This window comes from Streptomyces sp. NPDC052101 (assembly GCF_040680235.1).
In the GTDB taxonomy this organism is placed as follows: Bacteria; Actinomycetota; Actinomycetes; order Streptomycetales; family Streptomycetaceae; genus Streptomyces.
The window spans coordinates 61,886-77,491 of sequence record NZ_JBFAWH010000032.1 but is presented as its reverse complement, the minus strand read 5'-3'; the positions used below and the strand labels follow the sequence as shown (position 1 = coordinate 77,491).

Below are 15,606 nucleotides of genomic sequence, written 5' to 3'. Positions count from 1 at the left end.
AAACGCCCGGTTACATTCCGAACCCGGAAGCTAAGCCTCACAGCGCCGATGGTACTGCAGGGGGGACCCTGTGGGAGAGTAGGACGCCGCCGAACTCCTTTTATAGCTCCGGCTCTTGGGCATCGCCCAGGGGCCGGAGCTTTTTTGCGTTGAGGTAGGGTCAGGGGGCATCGTTGGCTCGTTTCGCACAGGAGGCTCCCGGGTGGAGGTCCAGGAGACCCGCGTCCAGACGGACCGGGTCCTCACCATCCCCAACATCCTCAGCATGGCACGGCTCGTCGGCGTCCCCCTCTTCCTGTGGTTGATCCTCAGGCCCGAGTTCGGGGGCCCCAACAGCGACGGCTGGGCTCTCCTCGTGCTTGCCTTCAGCGGGGTCAGTGACTATCTCGACGGTAAGCTCGCCCGGCGCTGGAATCAGATCAGCAGTCTCGGTCGGCTTCTCGACCCTGCCGCCGACCGGCTCTATGTCCTTTCCACGCTGCTCGGTCTCACCTGGCGGGACATCCTGCCGATCTGGCTGACCGCGCTGCTGCTGGCGAGGGAACTGGTTCTGCTGGTGATGGTGGGCATCCTCCGCCGGCATGGGTATCCGCCGCCGCAGGTGAACTTCCTCGGGAAGGCAGCCACCTTCAACTTGATGTATGCCTTCCCGTTGCTTCTCCTTAGCGATGGCACCGGTTGGATCGCGTCACTCGCTGCAGTTTTCGGATGGGCGTTCGCCGGATGGGGTACAACCCTCTACTGGTGGGCAGGAGTGCTCTACGTGGTACAGGTCCGCCGTTTGGTTCGTGCGGACACCATGGCCGATTGAGCTCGGCGATTGTCCGGACGTAACGCCACGATGGCCCGCGGTGGGAAAGTGCGGGACAATCTGGACGGGTGAAGTCGGCTAGACCGTCGTCTCTTGGAGGAGGACGCTTCCGACATGAAGGCCGTCGTGATGGCCGGGGGCGAAGGCACCCGCCTGCGCCCCATGACCTCTAGCATGCCCAAGCCGCTCCTGCCCGTGGCCAACCGCCCGATCATGGAGCATGTGCTACGGCTGCTCAAAAGGCACGGGCTCACCGAGACCGTAGTCACCGTCCAGTTCCTGGCATCGCTCGTCAAGAACTACTTCGGCGACGGTGAAGAGCTCGGAATGGAGCTCACGTATGCCAATGAGGAGAAGCCACTCGGTACCGCCGGAAGCGTCAAGAACGCCGAAGAGGCGTTGAAGGACGATGCCTTCCTCGTCATCTCCGGTGATGCCCTGACCGACTTCGACCTCACGGAGCTGATCAATTTCCACAAGGACAAGGGCGCACTGGTCACGGTCTGTCTGACCCGGGTGCCCAATCCGCTGGAGTTCGGCATCACGATCGTCGACGAGGAAGGCAAGGTCGAGCGGTTCCTGGAGAAGCCGACCTGGGGGCAGGTCTTCTCCGACACGGTCAACACGGGCATCTATGTCATGGAGCCCGAGGTCTTCAGCTACGTCGAACCCGATGTTCCGGTCGACTGGTCCGGTGATGTCTTTCCGCAGTTGATGAAGGAGGGCAAGCCGATCTACGGCTATGTGGCCGAGGGCTACTGGGAGGACGTCGGCACCCACGAAAGCTATGTGAAGGCCCAGGCCGACGTGCTCGAGGGCAAGGTCAACGTCGACATCGACGGCTTCGAGATCTCCCCGGGCGTGTGGGTGGCGGAAGGCGCCGAGGTGCACCCCGATGCCGTACTGCGCGGGCCGCTGTACATCGGCGACTACGCGAAGGTCGAGGCAGGGGCGGAAATCCGCGAGCACACGGTCGTCGGCTCCAACGTGGTCGTCAAGAGCGGGGCCTTTCTGCACAAGGCCGTCGTGCATGACAACGTGTACGTCGGGCAGCACAGCAATCTGCGTGGCTGTGTCGTCGGCAAGAACACCGACATCATGCGGGCCGCCCGGATCGAGGACGGCGCGGTCATCGGTGACGAGTGCCTGATCGGCGAGGAATCGATCGTTCAGGGCAACGTCCGGGTCTATCCGTTCAAGACGATCGAGGCCGGCGCCTTCGTCAACACCTCCGTCATCTGGGAGTCCAGAGGGCAGGCCCATCTGTTCGGGGCCCGTGGGGTGTCCGGCATCTTGAACGTGGAGATCACACCGGAGCTGGCCGTGCGGCTGGCCGGCGCCTACGCGACGACCCTCAAGAAGGGTTCCACGGTCACCACGGCCCGCGATCACTCCCGGGGCGCCCGTGCGCTCAAGCGGGCGGTCATCTCCGCGCTCCAGGCCAGTGCCATCGACGTACGCGATCTGGAGAACGTACCGCTGCCCGTGGCCCGGCAGCAGACCGCGCGCGGCAGTGCCGGCGGCATCATGATCCGGACCTCGCCGGGTGTGCCGGACTCGGTCGACATCATGTTCTTCGACGGCAACGGCGCCGACCTGTCGCAGGGCAGTCAGCGCAAGCTGGACCGGGTGTTCGCGCGTCAGGAGTACCGGCGTGCGTTCCCCGGTGAGATCGGGGACCTGTACTTCCCGGCGAGTGTGTTCGACTCGTACACCGGCTCGCTGCTGCGCAATGTCGACACGACCGGGATCGCCGACTCCGGTCTGAAGGTCGTGGTCGACGCTTCCAACGGCAGTGCCGGGCTGGTGCTGCCCAGCCTGCTCGGCAAGCTCGGGGTGGACTCGCTGACGATCAACCCCGGTCTCGACGAGTCGCGGCCCACGGAGACGGCCGAGATGCGGCGCAACGGTCTGGTCCGGCTGGGCGAGATAGTGGCCTCCTCGGGCGCGGCGTTCGGTGTCCGCTTCGACCCCGTGGGCGAGCGGCTGTCGCTCGTGGACGAGAAGGGCCGGATCATCGAGGACGACCGTGCGCTGCTGGTCATGCTGGACCTGGTGGCCGCGGAGCGGCGCAGCGGCCGGGTGGCGCTGCCGGTGACCACGACCAGGATCGCCGAACAGGTGGCCGCCTACCACGGCACCCAGGTCGAGTGGACGACCACCTCGCCCGACGACCTCACCCGCGTGGGCGGCGAGGAGGGCACCATCTTCGGCGGCGACGGCAAGGGCGGCTTCATCGTCCCCGAGTTCAGCAGCGTCTACGACGGCACGGCGGCCTTCGTGCGGCTGATCGGGCTGGTGGCGCGGACGCAGCTCACGCTGAGCCAGATCGACGCGCGGATCCCGCGGGCGCACGTGCTCAAACGGGACCTGGCGACGCCGTGGGCGGTCAAGGGTCTGGTCATGCGGCGAGTGGTCGAGGCCGCCGGCGATCGCTTTGTCGACACGACCGACGGGGTGCGGGTCGTGGAGACCGACGGGCGCTGGGTGATGGTGCTGCCCGACCCGGCCGAGGCCGTCACCCATCTGTGGGCCGAGGGGCCGGACGACGCCTCGGCGCAGGCCCTGCTCGACGAGTGGTCGTCCGTGGTGGACAGCGCCGGGCGGTAGGGCGGCACACACCGCCGGACGGCAGAATCCACGCACGCGCGCGTGCCGGACAAGTGTCCCCAGGGGGGTCTGTCCGGCACGCCGGTGGGGCCATTCGGAGGAACCGCACGCGACATGCGACGATGTGCGGCATGCCGCAGCAACCCCCCGTTCGGAGCAGCCCCGCGCGGCCCCAGCGCCCGGACGCCTCCATGTCGTTGATCACCAACGTCATGGATCACAGCCTCGACGACGGGTACGCCGAGGCCGCCGCCCGGAAGAAGTCCCAGGGCGAGGGCGGGCTGCCCAAGACCCTCAGGGCGAAGCTGGGCCTCGCGGCCGGCCTCGTCCTCGCGGCGCTGGTCGTGACCGTCGGGGCGGCGCAGACGCAGGCGGCGGCGCCGGTGGTGGCCAAGGAGCACCAGGAGCTGATCGACCGTGTCGACAGCGAGACCGCGGCCGCGGACAGGCTGGAGGGCACGGTCGACAAGCTGCGTGACGATGTCAGCGCGCGCCAGCGGGCGGCGCTGAAGTCGAGCGGTGGCAGCGCGCAGGTGGACCTGGTGGGCGTTCTGTCGGGTGCCACCGCGGTCCACGGGCCCGGCGTCAGGCTCGTCGTGAACGACGCCAAAGAGGCAAGTTCCGGCGGTGACGGCACCAACCCGAGAGAGACCTCGGGGTTCTCCGACACCGGCCGGGTGCGCGACCGGGACATGCAGCGTGTGGTCAACGGGCTGTGGCAGTCCGGCGCGGAGGCCGTCTCCATCAATGGCCAGCGGCTGACCTCCCTGTCCGCGGTCAGGGCAGCGGGGGACGCGATACTGGTCGACAACAGGCCGCTGGTGCCGCCGTACACGGTGCTGGCGGTCGGGGACGGGGAACGGTTGAGCACCGGGTTCCAGAACAGCGACGACGGGCTGTACCTACATGCCCTGGAGCAGAACTTCGGCATCCGCGCCACCATCTCCACGGAGAGTGACGTACGGTTGCCCGCCGCACCCAGTGTGATCGTACGCACAGCACAGCCGAGCACCGAGAAGACGGAGAAGGGCACATCGTGATCGCCGTACTGGGCCTCGTCGTGGGAGTCGTGGCCGGCCTGTTGGTCCGGCCCGAGGTTCCGGCGGTCGTCGAGCCGTATCTGCCGATCGCCGTGGTCGCGGCGCTGGACGCCGTGTTCGGCGGTCTGCGGGCCATGCTCGACGGCATCTTCGACGACAAGGTCTTCGTGGTGTCGTTCCTGTCGAACGTGGTCGTGGCCGCCTTGATCGTGTTCCTGGGCGACAAGTTGGGGGTGGGCGCGCAGCTGTCCACCGGTGTCGTGGTGGTCCTGGGCATCCGGATCTTCTCCAACGCCGCGGCGATCCGGCGCCACGTGTTCCGGGCGTGACAGCGATGGGTGAGGAGAACGAGCGGCCGGAGAACAGGCTGCGCAAGGAACTGCCCGAGGAGGTGCCCGCGCGGGCACCGGAGCCGGCGCCCGAGGAGGAGCAGACCGCAGCGCCGCTGACCGGGCGGCAGCGGCTGGTCAAGGGGCTGTGGCCGCTGCGGATCACCCGGGCCCAACTCATCGTCGCCCTGCTGCTGTTCGGCCTCGGGTTCGGCCTCGCGGTGCAGGTGGCGTCGAACAGCAACAGCGACAACGCGCTCCGCGGCGCACGTCAGGAAGATCTTGTCCGCATCCTCGATGAACTGGATTCGCGTACTCAGCGTCTTGAGGACGAGAAGCAGGGACTCGACAAGCAGCGCCAGGAACTGCAGAGCAGCTCCGACCAGGCTGCGGAGGCTCGCAAGCAGACGGCCGAGAAGGAGAAGCAACTCGGCATCCTGGCGGGCACCGTGGCGGCGCAGGGTCCCGGCATCACGATGACCATCGAGGACACGAAGGGGACGGTCAAGGCGGACATGCTGCTCGACGCGATCCAGGAGCTGCGCGCGGCCGGTGCCGAGGCGATCCAGGTCAACGGGGTCCGGGTGGTCGCGGGCACCTACTTCACGGATTCCGGCAAGAGTGTCGGCGTCGACGGGAACAAGATCAACGCCCCCTATCGTTTCCAGGTCATCGGCAAGCCGCAGGACCTGGACCCCGCACTGAACATCCCGGGAGGCGTGGTGCAGACGCTGGAGAAGGAGCAGGCCACGGTCACGGTCCAGCAGTCGAACAAGATCGTCGTGGACGCCTTGCGACAGGCGAAGCGGCCTGACTACGCTCGGTCGTCCTCCCAGTGAACCGGCGGTGCATGGGGGCCGTCCGGCAGGGGCATGAGGTTGCGGGGGGTCGGCGCACCGAAGGGGTGGTGCGTGATGGAAACTGTCTGGTGGTTACGGACGTTGTGAGAATGTCCGGCTCGGCCGGTGTAGGCAATCAGGGTTCGTCCTGCCCCACGGGCGGGTCTGTTTCGGTCAAGGGGAATCGCCCGTGAAGTTGTTTGCGAAGTTGTTCGGCAAGAGCGCGCGAGAGGGCAGCGACAACGCGACCGCTCGGCATCGCGCGCAGCCTGACGCGGAGGGCCAGCGCCCGCTGTTCCGGGACCAGGTCGCTGGTCCGGGCGGTGACATTTCCGGAGGTCAGGGCGGGGCGTCGGTTGACCCTGCCCAGTCCGGCGGCATAGGTTTCGGGCAGCCGTCAGCCTCAGGTGCGGGCGGAGGGTACGCCTCCGGTCCGTACGCGTCCAACGCCCCTGCGGGGCAACCGCAGCAGGAGGATCCGTCCATGTCGGTCCTGGTGTGTACGAGGTGCGGTAACCGCAACGCGGAGAACGCCCGCTTCTGCTCCAACTGCGGCGCGCCGCTGCGCCCGGGAGCGGTCCCGGAGCGCGCCTCCGAGACGACGTCCACGATCTCCATCTCGGGCCTCGAGGCCTACGACTCCGAGGTGACCGGGCAGACGCAGGTGCCGATGCTGTCGCCGGAGGCGCAGGCCGCGGTGGACGCGCTGCCGCCGGGCTCGGCGCTGCTGGTGGTGCGCCGGGGACCGAACTCGGGCAGCCGCTTCCTGCTGGACAGCGACCTGACCACGGCCGGCCGTCATCCGCAGAGCGACATCTTCCTGGACGACGTCACGGTCTCGCGTCGGCACGTGGAGTTCCGTCGCTCCCCGGACGGCTCGTTCACCGTGGCCGACGTGGGCAGTCTGAACGGCACGTACGTCAACCGCGAGCGGATCGACCAGGTCGCTCTGTCGAACGGCGACGAGGTGCAGATCGGCAAGTACCGGCTGGTGTTCTACGCGAGCCGGCAGGGCATCTGACCCACCCCCGGACCGGTGTCCGGGGGGACCCCAGGGAAGGTCCATGCTTCAAACACCGAGCGGCGGTGCCGGAAGCGGTACCGCCGCCAGGGACAGTGGGCTGATGAGCATCGGCACGGTGCTGAGCGTGCTGCGCGACGAGTTCCCCGAAGTCACCATCTCCAAGATCCGTTTCCTGGAGTCCGAGGGGCTCATCGAGCCGCAGCGGACCCCTTCGGGGTACCGCAAGTTCAGTGCCGGGGATGTCGAGCGCCTGGCCCATGTACTGAGGATGCAGCGGGACCACTATCTGCCGCTCAAGGTGATCCGCGAGCACCTGGACGCCATGGAGAAGGGCGAGGCCGTCCCACTGCCTGTCGTGGGGCGTCAGCGCACCGGGGATGATGTCCCGGAGCTGCTGAGGGCGCCCACGGTGGCCCGGGTCGGCAGGGACGAGCTGTTGGCCGCCGCGGACATCGACGAGGGCGAGCTGAAGGAGTGGGAGTCGTACGGGCTCATCGCTCCCCTGGAGGACGGGGCGTACGACGCCGAGGCGGTCACCGTCGCCTCGCTCGTGGCCGAACTGGGCCGGTTCGGGATCGAACCCCGCCACCTTCGGGTGATGAAGGCGGCCGCCGATCGCGAGGCGGGACTCGTGGACCAGGTGGTGGCCCCGCTGAAGCGTCACCGCAACCCGCAGACCAGGGCGCATGCCGAGGCCCGTACGAAGGAACTGGCGGCGCTCACGGTGAAGCTGCACGCTGCACTGGTGCAGATCGCTCTCGGGGTGCGGCTGCCGTGAGGGCCAGGGGCTGCCGGAGGCCGGATCGGGCACCTGTTCCCGGCCCGACTACCCAAACGTCCCGGGCACGGCCTAGGGTTGCTGTGTGAACGAGCTCGATGTCGTAGGTGTCCGGGTCGAAATGCCCTCCAACCAACCGATCGTGCTCCTGCGCGAAGTGGGAGGCGACCGCTACCTCCCCATCTGGATCGGGCCGGGGGAGGCGACGGCGATCGCGTTCGCCCAGCAGGGCATGGCCCCCGCCAGGCCGCTGACGCACGACCTGTTCAAGGACGTGCTGGAGGCCGTGGGCCAGGAGCTGACCGAAGTACGCATCACCGACCTGCGTGAGGGTGTCTTCTACGCGGAGCTGGTCTTCGCCAGCGGCGTCGAGGTCAGCGCCCGTCCCTCCGACGCCATAGCACTGGCCCTGCGCACGGGAACGCCGATCTACGGCAGTGACACGGTGCTGGACGACGCCGGTATCGCCATCCCGGACGAGCAGGAGGACGAGGTGGAGAAGTTCCGCGAGTTCCTCGACCAGATCTCGCCCGAGGACTTCGGCACGAGCAGCCAGTGAGCGCGCGCCGCCGGTGCGCGCCGACGCCCGGAGCACGGGCAATTGCCACCGGCCAATGAGAGCGTCCTACGGTCTCCCGCCAGCGCATTCGGCTAGCCTTTCCCCGCGGTGGGGCACGGGAAACCACTCCTTGGGTGATTATCACTCGGCGTGCCGAGTGTGGCGATCGTTGACGCACCCCTGGTGACTGCCTACCGTCGTGAAGGCAGGTCAAGGACGGAGGTCGGCGTGAGAACCAGCGGCGACGGTACGGCTGGGGGTGCCCCCGGACGCGGGTTCGGGGAGAGCGGTCCGTACCCTCCCCCTAGCTCTCAGCTGCGTGCGAATCGGGGGTACCCCCAGCCGAGCAGCGCGGTCGATCACGCTCCGCAGCGACCGACGGTGGTGCCGAACGGCGGAGGGGCGGCGTCCATGGCATCGGAAGAGATCGGCTACCGCGGGCCGACGGCCTGCGCGGCCGCTGGCATCACCTACCGGCAGCTCGACTACTGGGCCCGTACGGGCTTGGTCGAGCCGAGCGTGCGGCCCGCCCACGGGTCCGGCACACAGCGGCTCTACAGCTTCCGGGACGTGGTCGTCCTGAAGATCGTGAAGCGGTTCCTGGACACCGGGGTATCGCTGCAGAACATCCGCACGGCCGTGCAGCACCTCAGAGAACGCGGTTTTCGCGACCTGGAGCGGATGACGCTGATGAGCGACGGTGCCACGGTCTATGAGTGCACCTCGCCGGACGAGGTCCACGCCCTGCTCCAGGGCGGTCAGGGCATCTTCGGGATCGCCGTCGGCGTGGTGTGGCGGGACGTGGAAAGCGCGCTCTCCCAGCTGCACGGCGAGCGCATCGACACCGGCGAGACCCTCGTCGGGCACAATCCCGCCGACGAGCTGGCGCGGCGCCGCAACCGGGCGGTCTGACACCGGACCTGCGAGCTGACACCGGTCCTCCCAGGACCGGGCATTGTCAGTGCCGTGGTGCAGCATCGGAGATGTGAGAAACGCGCCCACGATCCTGCATCTCGACATGGATGCCTTCTACGCCTCGGTGGAGCAGGCATCCAAGCCGAGCCTGCGCGGGAAGGCGGTCGTGGTGGGCGGCCTCGGACCGCGCGGGGTGGTGGCCACCGCGTCGTACGAGGCACGCGCCTTCGGGGTCCACTCGGCGATGCCCATGGGCCAGGCACGCCGGCTGGCACCGAATGCCGCGTATCTGGTGCCGCGCTTCACGCTGTACCGGGCGGTCAGCGAGCAGGTGATGGCGCTGCTGGGGGAGCTGTCGCCGCTGGTGGAGCCGCTTAGCCTGGACGAGGCGTTCGTGGACCTGGAGGCCGGCGGGACGGCCTGGGACGAGGAGTCGGCGCGGCTGACCGGGATCAGGCTGCGCGCGGACATCCGGGCGGTCACCGGGCTCACCGGCTCGGTGGGGCTCGCCGCCTCCAAGATGCTCGCCAAGATCGCCTCCGAGCAGGCCAAGCCGGACGGCCTGGTGGTCATCGATCCCGGCACCGAGCGGGACCTGCTCGGGCCCCTGCCGGTGCGGACACTTCCCGGGGTGGGGCCGGCCACCGGGGACCATCTGCGCAGAGCCGGGATCACCACGGTGCAGGAGCTGGCCGAGGCGGGGGAGGACGAGCTGGTACGGCTGCTGGGCAAGGCGCACGGGCACGCGCTGTACGCCATGGCGCTGGCCCAGGACGAGCGGCCCGTGGTGGCCGAGCGCGAGGCGAAGTCGGTGTCGGTCGAGGACACCTACGACGTGGACATCCATGACCGGCTGCGGATCGGGCTGGAGGTGCAGCGGCTCGCCGACCGGTGTGTGGGCCGGCTGCGCGGAGCCGGGCTGTCCGGGCGGACCATCGTGCTGAAGGTACGCCGGTACGACTTCTCGACCCTGACCCGCTCCGAGACGCTCAGAGGGCCCACGGACGATCCGGCGGTGGTCCGGGAGGCGGCCGCGCGGCTGCTGGACTCCGTGGACACCACGGGCGGGGTGCGGCTGCTGGGTGTGGGCGTCTCCGGCCTCGCCGACTACACGCAGGAGGACCTGTTCGCGCAGGCCATGCCAGTGCCTCCGGCGGCAGAGCCGGAGCAGGGTGAGGTTGAGACCGTTGCGGAGCGGCCGGAGCCGGTGGAGCGCCAGTGGCGTGCGGGGCAGGACATACGGCACACGGAGTACGGGCACGGGTGGGTGCAGGGGAGCGGGCTGGGGCGGGTGACGGTGCGGTTCGAGACGCCGCAGTCCCCTCCGGGGAGGGTGCGGACGTTCTTCGTCGGCGATCCTGCGCTGGAGGCGGCCGATCCGCTGCCGCTGGTTCCGGTTCCTTCCCACCCACCCGCTCGTCCGGATCAGCCGAGCGGCGGCCGACACGCTCAGGCCTCCTCCGACCCCGCCAGCTTGCCGAAGTCGTGGTCCGGTACGGGTGGGGCCACATCCAGGCCGTAGTGGTGGTAGAGCTGGAGTTCCTGTTCGGGGGAGAGATGGCGGCCCACGCCGAAGTCGGGGGCGTCCTTGATCAGGGCCCGGTCGAACGGGACGTGGAGGGTGCCCTCGACCAGTTCGCTCGGCTCCAGGGGGACGAACGCGTCACGGCTGAACAGGCCGGTGCGTATGGCAGCCCACTCCGGCACGCCGGTCGCGTCGTCGAGGTAGACCTCGTCGACGGTGCCGATCTTGGTGCCATGGCGGTCGAACGCCTTGCGGCCGATCAGGTTGCGCGGATCGATGTCGGTCTGCACGGTCCCTCTCCCTCCACGTGGTCGCAACTCATCCGTAACCACTACAAAAGAGCACATTCAACGAAGCGGCCACTCGAGGGCTCGGCCGTTGACCTCGCTGGTAGGCTGACAGCGGCTGCTGACCCCGTGCGGGAGAGTCCTCCGATCATCCTCGGAGGCGCCGAAGGAGCAACTCCTCCCCGGAATCTCTCAGGCTCACGTACCGCACGGACGAGGTCACTCTGGAAAGCAGGGCGGGTGTCGACTCCCGCCCTCACCGACGGTGAAAGCCGGGCTCTTCGGGCGCCCGGTGAAGCTCTCAGGTTGAGATGACAGAGGGGGAGGCCGTCGGGGTAACCGCGCCGTGGTGCCCCTCGAAGGTCGCGTCAGACCAGGAGGCCTCCGCAATGACCGCCCATCGCATTCCGCTCTCCGAGCTCGAAGCGGGCATCCCCTTCGAGCAGCGTCACATCGGGCCCGACCAGGAGGCGCGGGCCAAGATGCTCGCGCAGGTCGGCTACGGCTCGCTGGACGAGCTGACCGCAGCGGCGGTCCCGGACGTGATCAAGAACGCCGATGCCCTCGATCTGCCGGGCGCCCGCACCGAGGCCGAGGTGCTGGCCGAGCTGCGCTCGCTCGCCGAGCGCAACCAGGTCCTCGGCTCGATGATCGGCCTGGGGTACTACGGGACCTTCACGCCGCCCGTCATCCTGCGCAACGTCATGGAGAACCCCGCCTGGTACACGGCCTACACGCCCTACCAGCCGGAGATCTCCCAGGGGCGCCTCGAGGCCCTGCTGAACTTCCAGACCGTGGTCGCCGACCTCACCGGCCTGCCCACCTCCGGTGCCTCCCTCCTCGACGAGGGAACGGCCGCCGCCGAGGCGATGGCGCTGTCCCGGCGCATGGGCAAGAACAAGAAGGGCCTGTTCCTGGTCGACGCGGACGCGCTGCCGCAGACCATCGCCGTCATAGAGACGCGCGCCGAGCCGACCGGGGTCGAGGTCGTCGTCGCCGACCTCAGCGAGGGCATCCCAGCCGACATCGCCGCCCGCGAGATCAACGGCGTGCTGATCCAGTACCCGGGCGCCTCCGGCGCCGTACGGGACATCAAGCCGGTCATCGACCAGGCGCACGAGCTGGGCGCCCTGGTCACCGTCGCCGCCGACCTGCTCGCGCTGACCCTGCTGACCTCGCCGGGCGAGCTGGGCGCGGACATCGCCGTCGGTACGACGCAGCGTTTCGGTGTGCCGATGGCCTTCGGCGGTCCGCACGCGGGCTACATGGCGGTGCACGAGAAGTTCGCGCGCAGCCTGCCCGGCCGTCTCGTGGGCGTCTCCGTCGACGCCGACGGCAACAAGGCCTACCGGCTCGCGCTGCAGACCCGTGAGCAGCACATCCGCCGCGAGAAGGCGACCAGCAACATCTGCACCGCGCAGGTACTGCTCGCCGTCATGGCCGGCATGTACGCCGTCTACCACGGGCCGGAGGGGCTCAAGGCCATCGCCCGGCGGACGCACCGCTACGCCACGCTCCTCGCCGCGGGCCTGAAGGCGGGCGGTGTCGAGATCGTCCACGGCGCCTTCTTCGACACCCTCACCGCGCGCGTGCCCGGCAAGGCCATCGAGGTCGTCGCCGACGCCCGGAAGAACGGGGTCAACCTCCACCTGGTCGACGCCGACCATGTCTCCCTGGCCTGCGACGAGACCACCACGCGGGACCAGCTGGCCACCGTCTGGTCCGCCTTCGGCGTCAAGGGCGAGGTCGAGGCGCTGGACGCGACCGCCGAGGAGACCCTCCCCGAGGATCTGCTGCGCACCGACGCCTGCCTCACCCACCCGGTCTTCCACCAGCACCGCTCCGAGACCGCGATGCTGCGCTACCTGCGCAAGCTGGCCGACCGCGACTACGCGCTCGACCGCGGCATGATCCCGCTGGGCTCCTGCACCATGAAGCTCAACGCGACCACGGAGATGGAGCCGGTCACCTGGCCCGAGTTCGGCCAGCTGCACCCCTTCGCCCCGGCCGAGCAGGCCGAGGGCTACCTCACGCTCATCCGCGAGCTGGAGGAACGTCTCGCCGAGGTCACCGGCTACGACAAGGTCTCCCTGCAGCCGAACGCCGGTTCGCAGGGCGAGCTGGCCGGTCTGCTCGCCGTACGCGGTTACCACCGGGCGAACGGCGACGAGCAGCGCACCGTGTGCCTGATCCCGTCCTCCGCGCACGGCACCAACGCGGCCAGCGCCGTGATGGCCGGCATGAAGGTCGTCGTCGTCAAGACCGCCGAGGACGGCGAGATCGACGTCGAGGACCTGCGGGCGAAGATCGAGCAGTACCGCGAGGAGCTGGCGGTGCTGATGATCACCTACCCGTCGACGCACGGCGTCTTCGAGGAGCACGTCGCCGACATCTGCGCCCGGGTGCACGAGGCCGGCGGCCAGGTGTACGTCGACGGCGCCAACCTCAACGCCCTGGTCGGCCTCGCCAAGCCGGGCCACTTCGGCGGCGATGTCTCGCACCTGAACCTGCACAAGACCTTCTGCATCCCGCACGGCGGCGGTGGCCCGGGCGTCGGCCCGGTCGCGGTCCGCGCGCACCTCGCGCCGTACCTGCCGAACCACCCGATGCAGCCGGCCGCGGGTCCGCAGAAGACGGGCGTCGGCCCGATCTCGGCGGCTCCCTGGGGCTCCGCGGGCATCCTGCCGATCTCCTGGGCGTACGTCCGGCTGATGGGCGGCGAGGGCCTCAAGCGGGCCACGCAGGTGGCCGTGCTCTCGGCGAACTACATCGCCAAGCGCCTGGAGCCGCACTACCCGGTGCTCTACACCGGCCCCGGCAACCTGGTCGCGCACGAGTGCATCATCGACCTGCGCCCGCTGACCAAGGCGACCGGCGTCAGCGTGGACGACGTGGCCAAGCGTCTGATCGACTACGGCTTCCACGCGCCGACCATGTCCTTCCCGGTGGCCGGCACGCTGATGATCGAGCCGACCGAGTCCGAGGACCTCATCGAGCTGGACCGTTTCTGCGACGCGCTGATCGCCATCCGCGCGGAGATCGAGAAGGTCGGCTCGGGCGCGTGGCCGGCCGAGGACAACCCGCTGCGGGGCGCCCCGCACACCGCGGCCGCGCTCGGTGGTGAGTGGGCGCACGCCTACAGCCGCGAGGAGGCCGTGTTCCCGGCCGGTGTCTCGGCCGCCGACAAGTACTGGCCGCCGGTGCGCCGCATCGACCAGGCCTTCGGCGACCGCAACCTGGTGTGCTCCTGCCCGCCGCTGGACGCGTACGAGGACTGAGCCCGCGGTGACGTTCAGGGCCCCGTCCGGATTCCGGGCGGGGCCCTCGCCGCGTCATGCCGTCGCCAGTGCCACCTCGGTGGACTTGATCAGGGCGACCACGGCGGAGCCGGCGGAGAGTCCGAGGTCGGTGGCCGACTCCTTGGTGATGGCGGAGGTCACCGAGCCGCCGTCGATGGAGATCTTCACGGTGGCCATCGCGGCGCCGGCCGCGATGTCGGTGACCGTGCCCGGCAGCTGGTTGCGGATCGAGACGCGGTCGATCGGCGCGGTGGCGAGGGAGACCTCGGTGGACTTCACCAGGGCCCGCACCGCGGAGCCCGCGGAGAGGCCGAGGTCCCGGACGGACTCCAGGGTGATCGCTGCGGTCAGGTCCTGGCCTCCGTCGAGGCGGATCTTGACGGTGGCCATGGCCTCGCCCGGCTGGATCGACGTGACCGTGCCGGGGAGTTGGTTGCGGATGCTCAGGGTCATGGGCACCCACGGTAGGGCGCCCGCCCGCTCAGGCCGGGTATGCGTGTGTCTGCGTCGCTTTGACCGTCGCCCAGACGGCAGCACCCGGGTGCAGTTCGAGTTCGGCGGCGGCGACCGTGGTGAGGTCGGCGGCGAGGGGGAGTTCGCCGCCGAGGTCGGCGCGGATCTGGTCGCCGTGCGTCTCCAGGCCGCTCACCTCGCAGCGCCAGAGGTTACGGGCGCTGGCACCGGTGGGCCGGTGCCGGAACAGCGTGACGGCGCTCGGCGGAAACGCCACGAAGACCGGCCCGGACAGGTCTTCCGTGGTGGTGATCGAGGGACCGGCGTCGAGTCGGACCGTGTGCCGCTCCGCCCGGCCCCGGTAGAGGTTGAGGCCGACGAGCTGGGCGATGTAGTCGGTGCGCGGGTGGCGGGCGATGTCGGCGGGGGTGCCTTCCTGGACGACCTGGCCGTGCTCGATGACCACCAGGCGGTCCGCGAGCACCATGGCGTCCAGCGGGTCGTGCGTGACCAGGACGGCGACCGCCTCGAACTCGGCCAGATGGCGCCGCAGTTGGGCGCGGACCTCCAGGCGGGTACGGGCGTCCAGGGCGGCCAGCGGCTCGTCCAGGAGCAGCAGCCGGGGGTGGGTGGCCAGCGCCCGGGCGAGTGCCACGCGCTGGGCCTGCCCGCCGGAGAGCCGGCGGGGCTTGGCGCCCGCGTGGTCGGCGAGGCCCATCCGGTCCAGCCACGCGGCGGCCTGGGCCCGTGCCTCGGCCTTGGGCACGCCCTGGCAGCGCGGGCCGAAGGCCACGTTGTCCAGCGCCGACAGATGCGGGAAGAGCAGATAGTCCTGGAAGACGACGCCGACCGGTCGGGACTCCGGGGGAGTGCGCTCCAGCGTGGTGCCGTCGAGGCGCAGATGGCCGTCGGTGAGCGGGACGAGACCGGCCAGGGCGCGCAGGGCGGTGGTCTTGCCGGCGCCGTTGGGGCCGAGGAGGGCGACGACGTCACCGGGGGCGGCGGTGAGGGACACGTCCAGGCGGAAGGAGCCGCGGTCGACGACGAGGCGGGCGTCGAGTCCCTCGTCTCCCGCCTTCCGTAGGTCGGCCACGGGGGCGTCGATGTGGGTCATGGCTCTGTACGTTCGCACACGCC

At 69.6% G+C, this 15,606-nt stretch carries 14 protein-coding genes, 1 rRNA gene and 1 riboswitch; of the genes, 12 read left to right on the top strand and 3 right to left on the bottom strand.

All coding sequences use genetic code 11. The annotated features are described in order from the left end of the window. The 11 genes from rrf to AB0L75_RS36300 form a co-directional block, all read left to right on the top strand. Positions 1-95: ribosomal RNA gene (rrf, locus tag AB0L75_RS36350) — 5S ribosomal RNA — on the top strand; the annotation flags it as partial. A 107-nt stretch (positions 96-202) separates the two neighbouring features. After that, positions 203-811 (top strand): CDP-alcohol phosphatidyltransferase family protein, encoded by a 609-nt coding sequence (locus tag AB0L75_RS36345; RefSeq protein ID WP_365190013.1) that lies wholly within the window; start codon positions 203-205, stop codon positions 809-811. A gap of 114 nt (positions 812-925) precedes the next feature. Beyond that, positions 926-3,421 (top strand): mannose-1-phosphate guanyltransferase, encoded by a 2,496-nt coding sequence (locus tag AB0L75_RS36340; RefSeq protein ID WP_365190010.1) that lies wholly within the window; start codon positions 926-928, stop codon positions 3,419-3,421. Positions 3,422-3,543: 122 nt separating this feature from the next. Next, complete coding sequence (locus tag AB0L75_RS36335; protein ID WP_365190008.1) at positions 3,544-4,461, top strand: DUF881 domain-containing protein; 918 nt, start codon at positions 3,544-3,546, stop codon at positions 4,459-4,461. Further along, positions 4,458-4,790 (top strand): small basic family protein, encoded by a 333-nt coding sequence (locus AB0L75_RS36330; protein ID WP_003988855.1) that lies wholly within the window; start codon positions 4,458-4,460, stop codon positions 4,788-4,790. Before AB0L75_RS36335 ends, AB0L75_RS36330 begins: the two co-directional genes overlap by 4 nt. A gap of 5 nt (positions 4,791-4,795) precedes the next feature. After that, on the top strand, positions 4,796-5,629 hold the full coding sequence (locus AB0L75_RS36325; protein WP_365190006.1) for a DUF881 domain-containing protein: 834 nt from the start codon (positions 4,796-4,798) through the stop codon (positions 5,627-5,629). 190 nt (positions 5,630-5,819) lie between these two features. After that, positions 5,820-6,650: an FHA domain-containing protein gene (locus AB0L75_RS36320; RefSeq protein ID WP_365190003.1), complete on the top strand. Its 831-nt coding sequence runs from the start codon at positions 5,820-5,822 to the stop codon at positions 6,648-6,650. A 43-nt stretch (positions 6,651-6,693) separates the two neighbouring features. After that, complete coding sequence (locus tag AB0L75_RS36315; protein ID WP_365190000.1) at positions 6,694-7,431, top strand: MerR family transcriptional regulator; 738 nt, start codon at positions 6,694-6,696, stop codon at positions 7,429-7,431. 85 nt (positions 7,432-7,516) lie between these two features. After that, complete coding sequence (locus AB0L75_RS36310; protein ID WP_026253112.1) at positions 7,517-7,990, top strand: bifunctional nuclease family protein; 474 nt, start codon at positions 7,517-7,519, stop codon at positions 7,988-7,990. A gap of 228 nt (positions 7,991-8,218) precedes the next feature. Beyond that, positions 8,219-8,902, top strand: coding sequence for a MerR family transcriptional regulator (locus AB0L75_RS36305; protein WP_365189997.1), 684 nt, complete (start codon positions 8,219-8,221; stop codon positions 8,900-8,902). A gap of 73 nt (positions 8,903-8,975) precedes the next feature. Beyond that, positions 8,976-10,427, top strand: a complete 1,452-nt coding sequence (locus tag AB0L75_RS36300) for a DNA polymerase IV (RefSeq protein WP_365189995.1) — start codon at positions 8,976-8,978, stop codon at positions 10,425-10,427. Here AB0L75_RS36300 and AB0L75_RS36295 read toward each other — a convergent pair. Then, positions 10,355-10,720, bottom strand: coding sequence for a PRC-barrel domain-containing protein (locus AB0L75_RS36295; RefSeq protein WP_365189993.1), 366 nt, complete (start codon positions 10,718-10,720; stop codon positions 10,355-10,357). The genes AB0L75_RS36300 and AB0L75_RS36295 overlap by 73 nt on opposite strands. Positions 10,721-10,839: 119 nt before the next feature. Next, positions 10,840-10,935: riboswitch (glycine riboswitch) on the top strand. 171 nt (positions 10,936-11,106) lie between these two features. Between AB0L75_RS36295 and gcvP the strand changes: the two genes are divergently transcribed. Then, a complete protein-coding gene (gene gcvP / locus AB0L75_RS36290) occupies positions 11,107-13,995 on the top strand; it encodes an aminomethyl-transferring glycine dehydrogenase (protein ID WP_365189990.1) in 2,889 nt (962 codons plus the stop codon). 54 nt (positions 13,996-14,049) lie between these two features. Here the strand turns inward: gcvP and AB0L75_RS36285 are convergent, their stop codons facing one another. Both AB0L75_RS36285 and AB0L75_RS36280 read right to left on the bottom strand, forming a co-directional pair. After that, a complete protein-coding gene (locus AB0L75_RS36285) occupies positions 14,050-14,469 on the bottom strand; it encodes a TOBE domain-containing protein (protein ID WP_365189987.1) in 420 nt (139 codons plus the stop codon). 28 nt (positions 14,470-14,497) lie between these two features. Further along, a complete protein-coding gene (locus AB0L75_RS36280; RefSeq protein ID WP_365189986.1) occupies positions 14,498-15,583 on the bottom strand; it encodes an ABC transporter ATP-binding protein in 1,086 nt (361 codons plus the stop codon). Between the last annotated feature and the right edge of the window lie 23 nt (positions 15,584-15,606).

Excerpts from the sequence above, each read along its gene's own strand:
- gcvP (WP_365189990.1), top strand. The coding sequence starts at position 11,107 with ATGACCGCCCATCGCATTCCGCTCTCCGAGCTCGAAGCGGGCATCCCC.
- AB0L75_RS36325 (WP_365190006.1), top strand. The coding sequence starts at position 4,796 with ATGGGTGAGGAGAACGAGCGGCCGGAGAACAGGCTGCGCAAGGAACTG.
- AB0L75_RS36335 (WP_365190008.1), top strand. The coding sequence starts at position 3,544 with ATGTGCGGCATGCCGCAGCAACCCCCCGTTCGGAGCAGCCCCGCGCGG.
- AB0L75_RS36285 (WP_365189987.1), bottom strand. The coding sequence starts at position 14,469 with ATGACCCTGAGCATCCGCAACCAACTCCCCGGCACGGTCACGTCGATC.
- AB0L75_RS36280 (WP_365189986.1), bottom strand. The coding sequence starts at position 15,583 with ATGACCCACATCGACGCCCCCGTGGCCGACCTACGGAAGGCGGGAGAC.
- AB0L75_RS36340 (WP_365190010.1), top strand. The coding sequence starts at position 926 with ATGAAGGCCGTCGTGATGGCCGGGGGCGAAGGCACCCGCCTGCGCCCC.
- AB0L75_RS36315 (WP_365190000.1), top strand. The coding sequence starts at position 6,694 with ATGCTTCAAACACCGAGCGGCGGTGCCGGAAGCGGTACCGCCGCCAGG.